This window comes from Paracoccus nototheniae, from assembly GCF_004335005.1.
GTDB lineage: Bacteria > Pseudomonadota > Alphaproteobacteria > Rhodobacterales > Rhodobacteraceae > Paracoccus > Paracoccus nototheniae.
The window spans coordinates 17,958-35,788 of sequence record NZ_RQRT01000009.1 but is presented as its reverse complement, the minus strand read 5'-3'; the positions used below and the strand labels follow the sequence as shown (position 1 = coordinate 35,788).

General features: G+C 65.8%; 15 protein-coding genes. 11 read left to right on the top strand and 4 right to left on the bottom strand.

The features are described 5' to 3' along the window. The first annotated feature begins 40 nt into the window (after positions 1-40). The 3 genes from mfd to EG885_RS06060 are packed head-to-tail and all read left to right on the top strand — an operon-like array spanning position 41 to position 5,258. Entirely contained in the window at positions 41-3,547 is a 3,507-nt protein-coding gene (gene mfd / locus EG885_RS06070; RefSeq protein WP_131573592.1) for a transcription-repair coupling factor, read from the top strand. After that, a complete protein-coding gene (locus tag EG885_RS06065; RefSeq protein WP_131573591.1) occupies positions 3,544-4,662 on the top strand; it encodes an aminodeoxychorismate synthase component I in 1,119 nt (372 codons plus the stop codon). Before mfd ends, EG885_RS06065 begins: the two co-directional genes overlap by 4 nt. Next, the gene (locus EG885_RS06060; RefSeq protein WP_242679527.1) at positions 4,623-5,258 is read left to right on the top strand and encodes an aminotransferase class IV; all 636 of its coding nucleotides are present in this window, start codon (positions 4,623-4,625) and stop codon (positions 5,256-5,258) included. Before EG885_RS06065 ends, EG885_RS06060 begins: the two co-directional genes overlap by 40 nt. A gap of 251 nt (positions 5,259-5,509) precedes the next feature. Here the strand turns inward: EG885_RS06060 and clpA are convergent, their stop codons facing one another. Next, complete coding sequence (gene clpA / locus EG885_RS06055; RefSeq protein ID WP_131573590.1) at positions 5,510-7,834, bottom strand: ATP-dependent Clp protease ATP-binding subunit ClpA; 2,325 nt, start codon at positions 7,832-7,834, stop codon at positions 5,510-5,512. 209 nt (positions 7,835-8,043) lie between these two features. Continuing rightward, complete coding sequence (gloB, locus tag EG885_RS06050) at positions 8,044-8,790, bottom strand: hydroxyacylglutathione hydrolase (protein WP_131573589.1); 747 nt, start codon at positions 8,788-8,790, stop codon at positions 8,044-8,046. Between the two features lie 57 nt (positions 8,791-8,847). Here gloB and EG885_RS06045 point away from each other — a divergent pair, with 57 nt between their 5' ends. From EG885_RS06045 to EG885_RS06015, 7 genes are all read left to right on the top strand, one after another. Then, positions 8,848-9,669 (top strand): class I SAM-dependent methyltransferase, encoded by an 822-nt coding sequence (locus EG885_RS06045; protein ID WP_131573588.1) that lies wholly within the window; start codon positions 8,848-8,850, stop codon positions 9,667-9,669. 260 nt (positions 9,670-9,929) lie between these two features. Next, positions 9,930-10,496: a F0F1 ATP synthase subunit delta gene (locus EG885_RS06040; RefSeq protein WP_131573587.1), complete on the top strand. Its 567-nt coding sequence runs from the start codon at positions 9,930-9,932 to the stop codon at positions 10,494-10,496. Continuing rightward, positions 10,496-12,031 carry a F0F1 ATP synthase subunit alpha gene (gene atpA / locus EG885_RS06035; protein WP_131573586.1) on the top strand — a complete coding sequence of 512 codons (1,536 nt, stop codon included), beginning with the start codon at positions 10,496-10,498 and terminating at the stop codon, positions 12,029-12,031. The genes EG885_RS06040 and atpA overlap by 1 nt, the downstream gene beginning before the upstream one ends. A gap of 12 nt (positions 12,032-12,043) precedes the next feature. Then, positions 12,044-12,916: a F0F1 ATP synthase subunit gamma gene (locus EG885_RS06030; protein ID WP_131573585.1), complete on the top strand. Its 873-nt coding sequence runs from the start codon at positions 12,044-12,046 to the stop codon at positions 12,914-12,916. A gap of 20 nt (positions 12,917-12,936) precedes the next feature. Continuing rightward, positions 12,937-14,361: a F0F1 ATP synthase subunit beta gene (gene atpD, locus EG885_RS06025; protein ID WP_131573584.1), complete on the top strand. Its 1,425-nt coding sequence runs from the start codon at positions 12,937-12,939 to the stop codon at positions 14,359-14,361. A gap of 10 nt (positions 14,362-14,371) precedes the next feature. Continuing rightward, the gene (locus EG885_RS06020; protein ID WP_131573583.1) at positions 14,372-14,821 is read left to right on the top strand and encodes a F0F1 ATP synthase subunit epsilon; all 450 of its coding nucleotides are present in this window, start codon (positions 14,372-14,374) and stop codon (positions 14,819-14,821) included. A gap of 118 nt (positions 14,822-14,939) precedes the next feature. Further along, a complete protein-coding gene (locus EG885_RS06015) occupies positions 14,940-15,287 on the top strand; it encodes an H-type lectin domain-containing protein (protein ID WP_131573582.1) in 348 nt (115 codons plus the stop codon). On the opposite strand, the gene EG885_RS06010 is transcribed toward EG885_RS06015, so the two are convergent. Then, entirely contained in the window at positions 15,284-16,060 is a 777-nt protein-coding gene (locus EG885_RS06010) for an alpha/beta fold hydrolase (protein WP_131573581.1), read from the bottom strand. The two genes, EG885_RS06015 and EG885_RS06010, sit on opposite strands and share 4 nt — an antisense overlap. Continuing rightward, the gene (locus EG885_RS06005; protein ID WP_131573580.1) at positions 16,057-16,668 is read right to left on the bottom strand and encodes a 2-hydroxychromene-2-carboxylate isomerase; all 612 of its coding nucleotides are present in this window, start codon (positions 16,666-16,668) and stop codon (positions 16,057-16,059) included. Before EG885_RS06005 ends, EG885_RS06010 begins: the two co-directional genes overlap by 4 nt. A gap of 86 nt (positions 16,669-16,754) precedes the next feature. Here EG885_RS06005 and EG885_RS06000 point away from each other — a divergent pair, with 86 nt between their 5' ends. Then, a complete protein-coding gene (locus EG885_RS06000; protein WP_131573579.1) occupies positions 16,755-17,774 on the top strand; it encodes a ribose-phosphate pyrophosphokinase in 1,020 nt (339 codons plus the stop codon). Positions 17,775-17,831 lie beyond the last annotated feature (57 nt).

The following is a 17,831-nucleotide window of genomic DNA, read 5'->3' as shown; positions in this document are numbered from 1 at the left end:
TGCGCTTGACTTCCCCGCGCATCGCCTTAGGTCAGCAGCCATGTCCGACCAGCTGATCCTTTCCGGCGCGCCCGAGGGCTATGACGCCGCCCTGATCGCGCGCGAGGCGCTGCGCCCCGAAAACCGGGGCGCGCCCGTCATCCATATCGCCCGCGACGACCGTCGTCTGGCGGCCACGCGCGCGGCGCTGGCCTTTCTGGCGCCGCAGCTGCCGGTGCTGGATTTCCCCGCATGGGACACGACGCCCTATGACCGCGTCTCGCCCGCGCCCGAGATTCAGGCGGCGCGCATGGCCACGCTGGCCGGGCTGGCGCAGGGCCGGGTCAAGGGGCCCTTCGTGCTGCTGACCACGCTGAATGCGGTGTTGCAGCGGGTGCCTGCCCGCAAGCTGGTGCAGGGCACCGCCTTTACCGCCCGCGTGGGCGACCGCATCGACGAGGCGGCACTGCGCGATTTTCTGGTCAGGATGAGTTTCGCGCAAAGCCCTACCGTGACCGAGCCGGGCGATTACGCCGTGCGCGGCGGCATCATCGACATTTTCCCCCCCGGTGCCAGCGGCCCGATCCGGCTGGATCTGTTCGGGGATGTGCTGGACGGCGCGCGGCGTTTCGACGCGGTGACCCAACGCACGACCGAGAAACTGGACCGGATCGAACTGGCGCCCATGTCCGAGGTGATTCTGGACGAACCCTCGATCACCCGGTTCCGGCAGGCCTATCGCACCGAATATGGCGGTGGCAGCAGCGATCCCCTGTATGAAAGCGTCAGCGCGGGGCGCAAGACCGCCGGGATGGAACATTGGCTGCCGTGGTTTCATGACCGCATAGAAAGCCTGTTCGATTATCTGCCCGGCGCCTCGGTCGTGCTGGACGATCATATCGGGCAGGTGATCGACGCGCGGCGCAAGACCATCGCCGAACAGTTCGACGCCCGCCGTGCGGCCATGTCCGCCAAGGGCCGCGCCGATACCGTTTACAAGCCCGTCCCCCCCGATGCGATGTTCCCGACCGAGGCGGAATGGGCCGCATGGCTGGCCCCGCACCGGGTGCTGCGTCTGTCGGTGTTGCAACAGCCCCCCGGTCCGGGCGTTCTGGATGCGGGCGGCCGGCCGGGCCGCAATTTCGCGCCCGAACGGCAGGCCGAACAGATCAACCTGTTCGGGGCGCTGGCCACCCATATCAAGGCGCTGTCCAAAACCCATCGCGTGGTCATCGCCAGCTTTTCCGACGGCGCCCGCGACCGCCTGTCGGGCCTGCTGACGGATGAGGGGTTGGCGGGCGCCAAGCCCATCGCCGACCTGCGCGATCTGCCCCAGGGGCCCGGCGCCATCGGCCTGACCGTCTGGCCACTGGATGAGGGGTTCGTGGCCGATGGCACGGCCTTGGGCAAGATCGCCGTCATCTCGGAACAGGATGTGCTGGGCGACCGGCTGATCCGGGGCGCGAAAAAGCGCCGCAAGGCCGAGAACTTCCTCAAGGACACCCAGACCCTGTCGCCCGGCGATCTGGTCGTGCATGTCGAACATGGCATCGGCCGCTATACCGGGATCGAGACGATCATGGCGATGAAGGTGCCGCATGATTGTGTGGCGCTGGAATATGCGGGCGGCGACCGGTTGTATCTGCCGGTCGAGAATATCGAGCTGCTGACCCGCTATGGCCATGAAGAGGGCATGCTGGACCGGCTTGGCGGCGGCGCCTGGCAGGCCCGCAAGGCGCGTCTGAAAGAACGCATCAAGCTGATCGCCGACAAGCTGATGCGCATCGCCGCCGAACGCCTGCTGCGTCCCGCCCCGGTGCTGATCCCCGAGGATCACGACTGGCAGGCCTTTGCCGCGCGTTTTCCCTATTCCGAGACCGACGACCAGCTGTCGGCGATCGAGGATGTGGCCGGCGATCTGGGCGCAGGCCGTCCGATGGACCGGCTGGTCGTGGGCGATGTGGGCTTTGGCAAGACCGAGGTCGCGATGCGCGCGGCCTTCATCGCCGCATCTCAGGGCATGCAGGTCGCGGTCGTGGCGCCCACCACCCTGCTGGCCCGCCAGCATTACCGCAGTTTGGTGGACCGGTTCCGCGGCACGGCGATCACCGTGCGCCCGCTGTCGCGTTTCGTCAGCGCCAAGGATGCGGGCCTGACCCGCACCGGCCTGTCCGATGGCAGCGTCGATATCGTCGTCGGCACCCATGCGGTGCTGGCAAAGGCGATCCGGTTCAAGAACCTGGGCCTGCTGATCATCGACGAGGAACAGCATTTCGGCGTCGGTCACAAGGAGCGCCTGAAAGAGCTGCGCAGCGACATCCATGTCCTGACCCTGACCGCGACCCCCATTCCCCGCACGTTGCAGCTGTCGCTGACCGGGGTGCGCGATCTGTCGGTCATCGGCACCCCGCCGGTGGACCGTCTGGCGATCCGCACCTATGTCAGCGAATTCGACAGCGTGACCATCCGCGAGGCCCTGCTGCGCGAGAAATATCGCGGCGGGCAGTCGTTCTTTGTCGTCCCGCGACTGACCGATCTGCCCGATGTCGAACACTGGCTGTCCGAAAACGTCCCCGAGATCAGCACGATCGTGGCCCATGGCCAGCTGGCGGCGGGGGATCTGGATGCCCGGATGAACGCCTTTTACGATGGCAGCCATGATGTGCTGCTGGCCACGACCATCGTCGAATCGGGTCTGGATATCCCGACCGCGAACACGATGGTCGTCTGGCGCGCCGACATGTTCGGCCTGTCGCAGCTGTATCAGATCCGGGGCAGGGTGGGCCGGTCCAAGGCCCGCGCCTATGCCTATCTGACGACCAAGCCCCGCGTGCCCCTGACCCCGCAGGCGATGCGGCGGCTGAAATTCCTGGGCAGCATCGACGGGCTGGGCGCGGGGTTCAATCTGGCCTCTCAGGATCTGGATCTGCGCGGCGCGGGCAACCTGCTGGGCGAGGAGCAGTCGGGCCACATCAAAGAGGTGGGCTTCGAACTCTACCAGCAGATGCTGGAGGAAACGATCGCCAAGCTGAAATCCGGAGAGCTGGAGGGCACGCCAGAGGATGAATGGGCGCCGCAGCTGAATCTGGGCGTGCCGGTGACCATTCCCGACAGCTATATCCCCGATCTGGACGTCCGGCTTGGGCTGTACCGTCGTCTGGCCGAACTGACCAGCAAGGTCGAGCTTGAAGGTTTCGCCGCCGAACTGATCGACCGCTTTGGCCCCCTGCCGCGCGAGGTGAACACCCTGCTGCTGGTCATGCGCATCAAGGCGATGGCGAAGCGGGCCAATATCTCGCGCCTCGATGCGGGGCCCAAGGGGGTGACGGTCCAGTTCCACATGGACAAGTTCCCGAACCCGGCGGGGCTGGTCGACTTCCTGTCCGACGAACGCGGCACCGCCAAGGTCACCGACAACAAGGTGGTGCTGAAACGCGACTTCACCTCGGATGCCGAACGGATCAAGGGTGCTTTTGCCGTCGCCCGCGATCTGGCCGCCAAGGTGCGCGAGGGCGCGGCCCGCCATGCGGCCAAAAAGGCCGCCGACAAGACCAGCCCCAGGGCATGATCCGGTTCGATCACGGCCCCTTGGGCGGGCCTGCGCAATTCATCGCGCCGCAATCGGTGATCCGCGCCGATACGGCGGCGGGCGTGGCGCCCGCGCTGGCCGCGATGCAGGCGGCGACGGCGCGGGGCTGCTGGCTGGCGGGCTATCTATCCTATGAGCTGGGCCATGCGCTGATCCCGCGCCTGTCCGCCCTGATGCCCGAGGGTCGGCAGATGCCGCTGATCCTGATGGGGGTCTTTGACGGCCCCCGGCCCGCCGAGCCCCTGCCTGCGCCATCAGGCGTCACCATCGGCCCGCCGCGCCCCTTGTGGGAACGGGCGCGCTATGATGCGGCGATCGCGGCGGTGCAGGATTACATCGCGGCGGGCGACACCTATCAGATCAACCTGACCTTTCCGATGCAGGCGCGCGTGACCGGCGATCCGCTGGCGATCTATGCCGCACTGGCCGCCCGCCAGCCGGTGGGCGAGGGGGCCTTTGTGGACCTCGGCGGCCCGGTCATTCTGTCGCGCAGCCCGGAACTGTTCTTTGCCGTCGATGCCGCAGGCACGATCCGCACCCGGCCGATGAAGGGCACCGCCCCGCGCGGCGCCACCCCGGCAGAGGACCGCGCCGCCGCCGCCGCCTTGCAGGGATCGGACAAGAACCGCGCCGAAAACCTGATGATCGTCGATCTTTTGCGCAACGATATCAGCCGCATTTGCCATCCCGGCAGCGTCCGCGTGCCGCAGCTGTTCCATGTCGAGGAATACGCAACGCTGCATCAGATGGTCTCCACCGTCGAGGGGCGGCTGCTGCCCGGCACCGGGCTGGGGCAGATCCTGACGGCGCTGTTCCCCTGCGGCTCGATCACCGGGGCGCCCAAGATCCGCTCGATGCAGATCATCGCCGAACTGGAACAGGCCGCGCGCGAGGTCTATTGCGGCGCCATAGGCTGGGTCGATCCGGCGGGGCCGATGCGTTTCAACGTGGCGATCCGGTCGCCCTGGATGGTCGAACCCGGCCTCTTGCGGCTGAATGTCGGTGGCGGCATCGTGCATGACAGCGAGGCCGCTTCGGAATGGGAGGAGGCGTTGTGCAAATCCGCATTCCTGGCCCCATCCCCGCAGGCGTAAGCGTCTTCGAGACGATGCGCCGCGAGGCCGATGGCCGCATCGCGCTGTGGCCGCTGCATCTGGCGCGGCTGCGGCGCGGCTGCGCGGCCTTGGGCCTTCCGCTAGACGAGGCGCGGGCGCTGTCGGCCCTGCGGGCGCTGCCCTTGGGCGCGGTGCTGCGCGCCCGGCTGGCCGTGGCGGCGGGTGGCGATCTCAGCCTGACCCATGCGGGACTGCCCCCGAACCCGCCCGAATGGCGGGTGATCCTGTCACCCTTGCGGCTGGACCCGGCTGATCCCTGGCTGGGCATCAAATCGACACGGCGCCCCGTTTATGACGCCGCCCGCGCCGCCCTGCCGCCGGGCGTGGACGAGGCGCTGTTATCCAACAGGCGCGGCGCGCTGTGCGAGGGGTCGATCACCAGCCTGTTCCTGCAACGCGGCGACCGGCTGCTGACGCCGCCACTGTCGGATGGCCTGCTGCCCGGCGTGCTGCGTGAAAGCCTGCTGGCGATGGGCCGCGCGATCGAGGCGCCGCTGGTGCCCTCGGATCTGTCCGACGGCGCCTTGTTCTGCGGCAACGCCCTGCGTGGCCTGATCCCCGCCCGGCTGATCTGACATTCCGGAGTGGCGCGGGTGGCAGGCCTTATTGATGGGCGGCGATCGAGGCGCCCTGTCTGGCGATTTTCCGAGCGGTGGACATGGCGGACCGTCATCCCTGCGGCAGAGGTCGGCCACTGTCCCCTTGTCAGCGACCTGACAGCCCCCGGGGCCATGCCGCAGCCGACAGGACGGCCGTGGCACGGCCTTTGACAAACGAAAAAGCCCCGCCGGTCAGGGCGGGGCTTTCGAATGTTCCGGACCGCCGGTCAGTCTGCGGTCAGCAGCGGGGTTTTTGATTTGCCGATGCGAGGGGCATCGGGGCCGGTGATGTCGAAGACGGGCTTGTCATCCTCGATCTTCACGCGGACCACGCCACCCTTGGTCAGGCGACCGAACAGCAATTCCTCGGCCAGAGGCTTCTTGATGCTTTCCTGAATGACCCGGCCAAGCGGGCGGGCCCCCATGCGGTCGTCGTAACCCTTTTCGGCCAGCCAGTTGGCCGCCTCGGGGGTCAGTTCGATATGAACGTTGCGGTCCATCAGCTGCGCTTCCAGCTGCAGCACGAACTTTTCGACCACATGCACCACCACATCGCGCGACAGCGGCGCAAAGCTGATGATCGCATCCAGACGGTTGCGGAACTCGGGCGTGAAGGTCCGCTCGATCGCGGCGGTATCCTCGCCCTCGCGCCGGTCGCGACCGAAACCGATCGCGGCCTTGGCGGCATCCGATGCCCCGGCATTCGAGGTCATGATCAGGATCACGTTGCGGAAATCCACCGTCCGGCCGTTATGGTCGGTCAGACGCCCCGCATCCATGATCTGCAACAGGATGTTGAACACATCCGGATGCGCCTTTTCGATCTCGTCCAGCAGCAGCACGCTGTGGGGATGCTGGTCGATCCCGTCGGTCAGCAGCCCGCCCTGATCAAAGCCGACATAGCCCGGAGGCGCCCCGATCAACCGGCTGACCGCGTGTTTCTCCATGTATTCCGACATGTCGAAACGGATCAGTTCGACCCCAAGACTGGCGGCCAGCTGCTTGGCAACCTCGGTCTTGCCGACGCCGGTGGGGCCTGCGAACAGATAGTTGCCGATGGGCTTTTCGGGTTCGCGCAGACCGGCCCGGGCCAGCTTGATGGCGCTGGACAGCATGTCGATGGCATTGTCCTGCCCAAAAACGACGCGTTTCAGACCGGCATCCAGATCGCGCAGAACCTCGGCATCGTTCTTGCTGACATTCTTGGGCGGGATGCGGGCGATCTTGGCCACGACGGCCTCGATCTCTTTCGGGCTGATCGTCTTGCGACGCTTGCTTTCGCTGACCAGATGCTGTGCGGCGCCGGCTTCGTCGATGACGTCGATGGCGCTGTCGGGCAGCTTGCGGTCGTTGATATAGCGGCTGGCCAGTTCGACCGCCGATTTGATCGCATCATTGGTATAGCGCAGATCGTGATGTGCCTCGAAATGCGGCTTCAGACCCATCAGGATCTTGATCGTATCGGGGACCGAAGGCTCGTTCACGTCGATCTTCTGGAACCGGCGGGCCAGGGCGCGGTCCTTTTCGAAGTGCTGGCGGTATTCCTTGTAGGTGGTCGATCCCATGCAGCGCAGCTTGCCCGCCGCCAGCGCCGGTTTCAGCAGGTTCGAGGCATCCATCGCCCCGCCCGAGGTCGCGCCCGCACCGATCACCGTATGGATTTCATCGATGAACAGAATCGCATCGGGATGCGCCTCGAGTTCCTTGACGACGGCCTTCAGCCGCTCTTCGAAATCGCCGCGATAGCGGGTGCCTGCCAGCAGCGAGCCCATGTCCAGCGAAAAGATCGTGGCACCGGCCAGAACCTCGGGGGTTTCGCCCCGGGTGATCTTCAGCGCCAGCCCTTCCGCGATGGCGGTCTTGCCCACACCGGGATCGCCCACCAGCAGCGGGTTGTTCTTGCGGCGGCGGCACAGCACCTGAATGGCGCGTTCAACCTCGGGTTCGCGACCGATCAGCGGGTCCACGTCGCCCTTGCGCGATTTCACGTTCAGATCGACGCAATATTTGCCAAGCGCGCTTTCGTCCTTGGCCTCTTGCGCGGCCTCGGCCTGTTTCTGCTCGACCGGCTCTTCCGAGCCGACGACCTTGCGGGGTTCGTTGAAGGACGGGTTCTTGGCCACGCCATGCGCGATGAAATTGACCGCGTCGTATCGGGTCATGTCCAGTTCCTGCAGGAAGAACGCCGCATTCGATTCGCGTTCGGCGAAGATGGCGACCAGCACGTTCGCGCCGGTCACCTCCTGCCTGCCCGAGCTTTGGACGTGGATGGCGGCGCGCTGGATGACGCGCTGGAAGGCGGCCGTGGGCACGGCCTCGGACCCTTCGACATCGGTGATCAGCGTGGACAGGTCATCCTCGATGAAATCGACAAGCGTCTTGCGCAGCTCTTCCAGTTCAACGTTGCAGGCCCGCATGACCTTGACCGCTTCCGGTTCCTCGGTCAGGGCCAGCAGCAGATGCTCCAGCGTCGCAAGCTCGTGTCGATGTTCGTTCGCCAGCGCGAGCGCTTGGTGAATGGCCTGTTCCAGGGAGGTCGAGAAACTTGGCACGGTCGTCTCCTGTCAGTCGGCTGGCGGTATGGGCCCGTTCGCGGCCCACCTGCCCAGACTGTCATGATGGCTTTAAGATTTGGTGGATTTGCCCCGGCATCAAGTGGTTTCAGCCACATCTGCCACGATTTTCCCACGGTTGAGGCAGATGTGATGCCGCAACGCCCGTATTTCAAGCGCCATCGTGACGCTTGGGCTGCGGCAAACCATCAGAAATCGTCCTTCATCGCGCGCAACCGGGCAAAGACCTGCGCATCGGTGGCCTCCTCCATCCCCAGGGGGCCGCGCAGATCGGCCACCCGCAGAAAGGGATTGGTGGCGCGTTCCTCGTCCAGCGTGGCAGGCGCGCAGGAGCTGCGGGCCTCGGCGATGGCGGTCAGGCGGTCCTGCAGGGCGGGATTGTCGGGATCGACAGACAGGGCAAAGGCGCCGTTCGCCGTGCAGTAATCATGGCCCGAACAGATCAGCGTCGGGCCGGGCAGGGCGTTCAGGCGCGACAGACTGTCCCACATCATCGCCGGATCCCCCTCGAACAGGCGTCCGCAGCCCATCGCCATCAGGCTGTCGGCGGTAAAGGCCATGCCGCTTTGGGGGAAATGAAAGGCGACATGGCCGATGGTATGGCCCGACACGTCGATGACAAAGGCCGTTTCGCCCAGAATCTCGACCACGTCGCCGGGCGCGACCGACTGGTCCAGCGGCGGCAGGCGATGCGCATCCGCCGCAGCCCCGATCACGCGGGCACCGGTGGCGGCGACGATGTCGGGGACCGCCTGAATGTGATCGTCATGGTGATGGGTCAGCAGTATGGCGTCCAGCGTCCAGCCCCGCGCGCCCAGTTCCGTCAGGACCGGCATCGCCTCGGGGGCGTCGATCAGAACCGTTCCGGCAGGCCCGTGCAGCAGATAGGCGTAGTTGTCCCGAAGGCAGCGCAGCGTGACCAGATCCAGCGGCATTGGCAAATCCCTTCCCTTGTGGTCACCTGAGCCTGTCAAACCCGGGACCCCTGCGCAATGCATCACGACATCGATCAGCTGCGGCGCTTTTATTATCAGCGCGCGCTTGGCCGCGTGGTGCAGCGGATCTTGCGCGACCGGCTGACGGGGCGGTGGGCGCCGGGCAGCGTCACCGGCATGACGATGGCGGGCTTTGGCTTTGCGGCGCCGATGATGCGGCCCTATCTGCCCCATGCGCGGCGGGTGACGGCGCTGATGCCGGGGCCGCAGGGCGTCATGGGATGGCCGGCGGGCCAGCCAAACCACTCCGTCCTGTGCGACGAGACCGCCTGGCCCATCGAGACCGGCAGCATCGACCGCCTGATCCTGCTGCACGGGCTGGAAACCAGCGAACATCCGCGCGAATTGCTGGCCGAGGCCTGGCGCTGTCTGGGGCCGGGGGGGCGGATCATGATGATGGTGCCGAACCGCGCGGGCCTGTGGGCGGCGTCCGACCGCACGCCGTTCGGGTTCGGCCGCGCCTTTACCACCGGCCAGATCGAGGCGCAGATGCGGCGCGCCGGGTTCCAGCCGGACTGGCACGGATCGGCGGTCTATATCCCGCCCTCGGACCGGCGGTTCTGGCTGCGCAGCGCGCAGTTCTGGGAACGCAGCGGGGCGCGCATCAGCCGGGTGCTGATCGCCGGGGTGATTCTGGTCGAGCTGACCAAGCAGACCCGCGCCCCCATCGGCCCCGCAGTCCGCATCCATGTCCCCAGCCCGCTGGAAATCCTCGACGGCGTCGCCCGCCCGCGCCCCCGCAATGTCCCGGCAGGGTCCGGCCCCCGAGTCGCCGGACGATCGGAAGGGGGCACGGACGGGCCCCCGTCCGAGCCTTGATGCGACATCCTGCCGCACCCCGCCGCACCCCTTGCGGGCAGTGTTAGCGCTGCCCGCGACCTGTTTGCCCCAACCCGCCTTCTTTGGTCGTAAAGGCCCGCCATTCCGCCCCCTTGACGGTTGCCGGGGCGGAAATCACCTGCTAGAGACGCCCCAGATTTGCGCGCGACCCTCCATAAGCCGTGCGCCCGCGACCCGCACCCCGCGACAGACCAGGCAATAGCCCGGCCCGCCAGCGGGGTTTGCGCAAACCGTAAAGGATGACCGTGGCCAACTCTGTTTCCATGTCCCACAGCATCGCCGGACGCTATGCGCAGGCGGTCTTCGAGATTGCGAAGGAAGAGGGCAGCCTTGACGCCCTGGCCACGCAGACAGCCGATCTGGACGCCGCGCTGAAAGACAGCCCCGCGCTGCGCGATCTGATCGTCAGCCCGATCTATTCGCGCGACGATCAGGCCCGTGCCATCGGCGCGCTGGCCACCAAGATGGGCTTTGCGCCGGTTCTGGCCAACACGCTGCAGCTGATGGCCCGGAACCGTCGCCTGTTCGTGCTGCCCCAGCTGACGGCGCGCCTGGCCGAGCTGATGGCCACCGAACGCGGCGAGATCACTGCGGATGTCACCAGCGCCATCGCGCTGACGGACGCCCAGGCCGATCGCCTGAAACAGACCCTCGCCGATAAATCCGGCAAGACGGTCAAACTGAACACGCGCGTCGATGAAACCCTCATCGGCGGGATGATTGTCAAGCTGGGCTCGAAGATGATCGACAGTTCGATCCGCTCGAAGCTCAGCTCCCTCCAGAATGTCATGAAAGAGGTCGGATAATGGGAATCCAGGCTGCCGAAATTTCGGCGATCCTCAAGGAGCAGATCAAGAACTTCGGCCAGGACGCCGAAGTTGCCGAGGTTGGTCAGGTCCTGTCCGTCGGTGACGGCATCGCCCGCGTCTATGGTCTGGACAATGTTCAGGCCGGCGAGATGGTGGAATTCCCCGGTGGGATCCGCGGCATGGTGCTGAACCTCGAGACCGACAACGTCGGTATCGTGATCTTCGGCGACGACCGCACCATTAAGGAAGGCGACACCGTCAAGCGTACGCGCACGATCGTGGACGTTCCGGTGGGCAAGGCCCTGCTGGGCCGCGTCGTGGACGGTCTGGGCAATCCCATCGACGGCAAGGGCCCGATCGAGACGACCGAGCGTCGCATCGCCGACATGAAGGCCCCCGGCATCATGCCGCGCAAATCAGTGCACGAGCCGATGGCGACCGGCCTGAAATCGGTCGACGCCATGATCCCGGTCGGCCGTGGCCAGCGCGAGCTGATCATCGGTGACCGCCAGACCGGCAAGACCGCCATCGCTCTGGACACGATCCTGAACCAGATGAGCTATAACGGCCGCGAGGCCGAGGGCATGAAGACCCTGCATTGCATCTATGTGGCCATCGGGCAGAAACGCTCGACCGTCGCGCAGCTGGTCAAGAAGCTGGAAGAGACCGGTGCCATGGCCTATACCACGGTCGTCGCGGCCACCGCGTCCGACCCGGCCCCGATGCAGTTCCTGGCCCCGTTCTCGGGTGCGGCCATCGGTGAATATTTTCGCGACAACGGCATGGATGCGCTGATCGTCTATGACGATCTGTCCAAGCAGGCCGTGGCGTATCGCCAGATGTCGCTGCTGCTGCGTCGCCCGCCCGGACGCGAAGCCTATCCCGGCGACGTCTTCTATCTGCACTCGCGCCTGCTGGAGCGTGCCTGCAAGCTGAACGAGGCCAACGGCTCGGGCTCGCTGACGGCGCTTCCGATCATCGAGACGCAGGCTGGCGACGTGTCGGCCTATATCCCGACCAACGTGATCTCGATCACCGATGGCCAGATCTTCCTGGAAACCGAACTGTTCTTCCAGGGCGTCCGCCCGGCCGTGAACACCGGTCTGTCGGTGTCTCGTGTGGGGTCGGCTGCCCAGACCAAGGCGATGAAATCCGTCGCCGGTCCGGTCAAGCTGGAACTGGCGCAGTACCGCGAGATGGCGGCGTTCGCCCAGTTCGGATCGGATCTGGATGCCTCGACGCAGCGCCTGCTGAACCGGGGTGCCCGCCTGACCGAACTGATGAAGCAGCCCCAGTATCGCCCGCTGACGACGGCCGAGATCGTCATCGTGATCTATGCCGGCACCAAAGGCTATATCGACAGCGTGCCGGTGCGCGAAGTCGTGGCATGGGAAGACGGCCTGCTTCAGTTCCTGCGCGGCCAGAAGAAAGACCTTCTGGACGACATGACCCGCAACGATCGCAAGATCAGCGGCGAGCTGGAAGCGTCGATCAAAGCGGTGCTGGACGAATACAACAGCACCCGCGCCTGAGAGGGGGAATAGATGCCCAGTCTTAAGGATCTCAAGAACCGGATCGGAAGCGTCAAGAACACGCGGAAGATCACCAAGGCGATGCAGATGGTCGCCGCCGCCAAATTGCGCCGTGCGCAAGAGGCGGCGGAAGCCGCGCGTCCCTATGCCGACCGCATGGCTGCCGTAATGGCCGGTCTGACCGCGAATGCGGCAGGCCAGTCCGGCGCGCCGCGCCTGCTGGCCGGGACGGGCGACGACAAGCGTCACCTGCTGGTCGTGATGACGGCGGAACGTGGCCTTGCGGGGGGCTTCAACAGCTCGATCGTGCGTCTGGCCCGCGTTCATGCCGAACGGCTGCGCGCCGAGGGCAAGGATGTCGCCATCCTGACCGTCGGCAAGAAGGGCCGCGAGCAGCTCAAGCGTGATTACGCCAGCCTGTTCGTGCATCACGTCGATCTGTCCGAGGTCAAGCGCATGGGCTATGACACGGCCCGCAGCATCACCGACGAGGTGCTGGGGCGGTTCGACGCAGGCGATTTCGACGTGGCGACGATCTTCTACAACCGTTTCGGGTCGGTCATCAGCCAGATCCCGACCGCCCGCCAGATCATTCCCGCCGAGGTGCCCGAGGATGCTCAGGCCGCCAATGCGCTTTATGATTACGAGCCGGGCGAGGAAGACTTGCTGGCGGAACTGCTGCCGCGATCCGTCGCGACGCAGATCTTTGCCGCCCTTCTGGAAAATGCCGCGTCCGAGCAGGGCGCGCGGATGAGTGCGATGGACAACGCCACGCGCAACGCGGGCGACATGATCGACCGGCTGACGACGCAGTACAACCGCTCGCGTCAGGCCGCGATCACCACCGAACTTATTGAAATCATTGCGGGCGCCGAGGCGCTTTGACCGTAAATCAGAGGTGACACATGGCTGATGCCAAGGGTAAAATCACGCAGGTCATCGGGGCCGTCGTGGACGTGCGGTTCGAAGGCGAACTGCCGGCAATTCTGAACGCGCTGACCGTCATGAACAATGACAAGAAACTGGTGCTGGAAGTGGCTCAGCATCTGGGCGAAAACACCGTGCGCACCATCGCCATGGACGCGACCGAAGGTCTGGTCCGCGGCGCGGCTGTAACCGACAGCGGCAGCCCGATCATGGTGCCGGTCGGCGACGTGACGCTTGGCCGCATCCTGAACGTCATCGGCGAGCCGGTGGACGAAGGTGCGCCCTTGGCCGCGTCGGAAACCCGCGCGATCCACCAGCCCGCCCCCGACTTTGCGTCGCAGGCGACCAGCTCGGAAATTCTGGTCACCGGCATCAAGGTCATCGACCTGCTGGCGCCCTATTCCAAGGGCGGCAAGATCGGCCTGTTCGGCGGCGCCGGTGTGGGCAAGACCGTTCTGATCATGGAACTGATCAACAACATTGCCAAGGTGCACTCGGGCTATTCCGTGTTCGCCGGTGTTGGTGAGCGGACCCGCGAAGGCAACGATCTGTATCACGAGATGGTCGAATCGGGCGTCATCGTTCCCGACAACCTGACCGAATCCAAAGTGGCGCTGGTCTATGGCCAGATGAACGAGCCGCCGGGTGCCCGCATGCGCGTTGCCCTGACCGGTCTGACTCTGGCCGAACAGTTCCGCGACGCCTCGGGCACGGACGTCCTGTTCTTCGTGGACAACATCTTCCGCTTTACGCAGGCAGGCTCCGAAGTTTCGGCGCTGCTGGGTCGTATCCCGTCCGCCGTGGGCTATCAGCCGACGCTGGCGACCGATATGGGCGTCATGCAGGAACGCATCACCTCGACCAAGAACGGCTCGATCACCTCGATCCAGGCCGTTTACGTTCCGGCCGATGACCTGACCGACCCTGCGCCGGCCACGACCTTTGCCCACCTGGATGCCACGACCAACCTGTCGCGGGCCATCTCGGAACTGGGGATCTATCCGGCTGTGGACCCGCTGGACAGCTCGTCTCGTCTGATGGATCCGCAGATCCTGGGCGAAGAGCATTATCAGGTGGCCCGCGACGTTCAGGGCATCCTGCAGAAATACAAGTCGCTGCAGGACATCATCGCCATCCTTGGCATGGACGAACTGTCCGAAGAGGACAAACTGACCGTGACCCGGGCGCGCAAGATCCAGCGTTTCCTGTCGCAGCCCTTCGATGTGGCCAAGGTGTTCACCGGGTCCGACGGCGTTCAGGTGCCGCTGGAAAAGACCATCGCCTCGTTCAAGGCGGTCGTTGCGGGTGAATACGATCACCTGCCCGAGGGCGCCTTCTATATGGTCGGCGATATCGAGGACGTGAAGGCCAAGGCACAGCGCCTTGCCGCCGAAGCCGCGTAAGGGGATCCAGATGGCCGATACCATGCAGTTCGACCTCGTGTCACCGGAGCGGAGCCTGGCGTCCGTTCCCGTGCGCGAGGTGCGCCTGCCGGGCAATGACGGCGATCTGACCGCCATGCCCGGCCATGCGCCCACCATCGTGACCCTGCGTCCGGGCATGGTCACGCTGATCGGGGCCGATGGCAGTTCCAGCGAATTCGCCGTCACCGGCGGCTTTGCCGAGATCAACGCCGATTCGGTCAGCCTGCTGGCCGAGCGGGGCCACCCACGCGAAGAGATCACGCAAGAGGTCTTCAACGACATGATGAAGGACGCCCACCGCGTCCATCGCAGCGCGACCGAGCGTCGCGAGCATGTCGGCGAAGAGGTCGTGACCGCTGCCGTCAAGCTGCTGGGCGACATGCAGGCGCTTGGCACTCATATCGGGCTGGACCCGAAACAATCGACCGTGCCCGACTGATCACCGGGAAGGCATGGCTATCCTGTCAGGCCCCGGCGATGCGCCGGGGCCTTTCTTTTTGCGCAAGCCGTCGCTAGACCACCGGGCAGTCAGTGTTGGCGTGGTCAGGGAATGATGTATGCTTCGATTTACCAGCAACGAGATCGGCGTCTGCCGCGGTGATGTGATCCTTGTGTCGGATTTCGACACGCAGGGCCCGATGTGGACAGACGAGGGCGAACGCCAGATCCGCAACCGCATCACCTATTCCGAACGGTTCCTGATGCCGCCGGTCGTCCATGTGTCGCCCGACATGTGGGATCTGGACAGCAGTCGGAACCTGCGCGGCGATCTGGCGGTGGAAAACGTCACCGCCTCGGGGTTCGATCTGGTGTTCAAGACCTGGGGCGATACCCGGGTGGCCCGGATGCGCGTCGCCTGGATGGCGATCGGCGCGCTGCCGGACGAACAGGACTTTACCCTTTAAGCCCGTTCCAGATTGACGGCGATCAGCCCGGCCACCTGTGCGGGATGGGTCAGGGGTGCCATATGCCCGGCGCCCGGCACGGTGGCCCGCCCGACATCGGGCAGGCGGTCCGCCAGCGCCTCGGCGATCCCCGCGATCACCGGCGGGCTGTCCGCGCCTTGGATCAGCATGACCGGGGCGGCGATGGATTCGAGGCCCCCATCGCGCAGGATGCGGGCGCTGTCATGGCGCAGCGCGTCATGGGTGGCGGCGATCAGCCGGATCTGCCGGGTCATCAGCGCCTGCGCCTCGGGCGGCATGCGCGACAGGGGCTGGGCGCCCCAGACCGCCAGAAACCCGGCTGTCGCCTGTTCGTCCTGCCCCGCGGCCAGCCGTTCGGCCAGCTGCACATCCAGCGCGTCCTGTGCGGGATCGGGGCGGGCGGCGAACAGCACCGGCTCGATTAATGTCAGGCTGCGCACGGCCTCGGGGGCGGCGACCGCGATGCGCAGGGCCACGGTCGCGCCAAAGCTGTGGCCGATCAGGTCCAGCGGTCGTCCGATCATCGCCGCCGCCAGCCGGGTGACGGCGGTGTGATAATCGGGGCCGTCGGGGGCCGGGGCCCAGTCATCGCTGCGCCCATGGCCGGGCATGTCGAAACCGCGCAGATCGACCAGCCCGTCCAGACCCCGGGCGATGGCGCCCCAGCCCGACCCGCTGCCCATCATGCAATGCAGCGCCAGCGCGGGCCGGTCGGGATCGCCCGGCCAATGGCGCAGATGCAGGCCGCTCATGCGGCGTCCGCGCGCTGCGCCAGATGACGGTCCAGAAACTCCAGCCGGTCCTGACCCCAGAACCGCTGATCCGTCTCGCGCACCACATAGAAGGGGGCGCCGAAGGCTCCGGCGGCAACCGCCTGTTCCAGATTGCGGCCATAGGTTTCGGCGCCCACGAACAGACCCTTGTCGGCCAGCGCCGGATCAAAGCCATGGGCGCCCAGAATGTCGCGAATCACCGCATCATCGCTGATGTCGCGATCTTCCGCCCAGACCGCGCGCAGGAATCCCTGCACCAGCCCGCCCAGATCGCCGCCCCCCGCATCCTGCGCGGCAATCACCGCATAGGACGAGGGCGCCATGTTCACCGGCCAATGCGCGGGCTTGAGGGTCAGGGGCAGGCCAAGATGCGCAGACCAGCGGGTCAGTTCCTGCGTGCGGTATTCCATGCGGCTGGCATGGCGGTTCGCGGGCCGGATGCCGCCCGTCCGGTCGAACAGCTGCAGCAGATCCAGCGGGCGATAGGTGATCTGTGCCCCGTGGCGGGCAGCGATGGCTTCCAGCCGGTCGCCCGCCAGATAGCACCACGGGCTGATCGTCCCCAGATAATAGTCGATATGTGCCATGGCTTTGTCCTTCTTGGTTTGCCCGCAGGCTAGCCCGGTGCTAAGCCAACCGCAATCTGACGCAACCTTCCAAAGGCCCGCCCCCCATGCCCGTCATGACCGAACCCAAGCTGATCTCCGGCAATGCCAACCGACCCTTGGCCCAGTCCATCGCGCGGCGCATGTCCATGCATCGCGGCATGAGCGTCAGTCTGCTGGACGCCCGCGTCGAACGCTTCAACGATGCCGAGATCTTCGTCGAAGTCTATGAGAACGTCCGGGGCGAGGATATGTACATCATCCAGCCGACCTCGAACCCCGCCAATGACAACCTGATGGAACTGCTGATCATGACCGACGCCCTGCGCCGGTCCTCGGCTGCGCGCATCACGGCGGTGATTCCCTATTTCGGCTATGCCCGGCAGGATCGCCGCGCCAAGGCCCGCACGCCGATCAGCGCCAAGCTGGTGGCCAACCTGCTGACCGAGGCGGGTGTGGACCGGGTGCTGACGCTGGATCTGCATGCAGCGCAGATCCAGGGCTTCTTCGACGTGCCGGTGGACAACCTTTATGCCGCCCCGGTCTTTGCGCTGGATGTCCAGCATCATTTTAAGGGCCGGATGGGCGATCTGATGGTCGTGTCGCCGGATGTGGGCGGGGTGGCGCGCGCGCGCGAACTGGCGACCCGGATCGGCGCACCGCTGGCCATCGTGGACAAGCGCCGCGAAAAGGCCGGAGAGATCGCCGAGATGACGGTGATCGGCGACGTGTCGGGCAAGGCCTGCATCATCGTGGACGATATCTGCGACACCGCCGGAACGCTGGTCAAGGCGGCACAGGTGCTGATCGATAACGGCGCGACCGAGGTGCATGCCTATATCACCCATGGCGTGCTGTCGGGTCCGGCGGTCGAGCGGGTCAGCAATTCGATCATGAAATCGCTGGTCATCACCGATTCGATCCAGCCGACCGAGGCGGTGAAGAATGCCCCGAACATCCGCATCGTGCCCACCGCGCCGATGTTCACCCAAGCGATCCTGAACATCTGGAACGGCACCTCGGTCAGCAGCCTGTTCGAGACGGACACGCTGCTGCCGATCTATGAGGGGCTGTATTCGCCGATCTGAGGGCGGGTGTTGTGTCCCTGCCGGATGCCTCCGGCGGGGATATTTTTGCCAAGATGA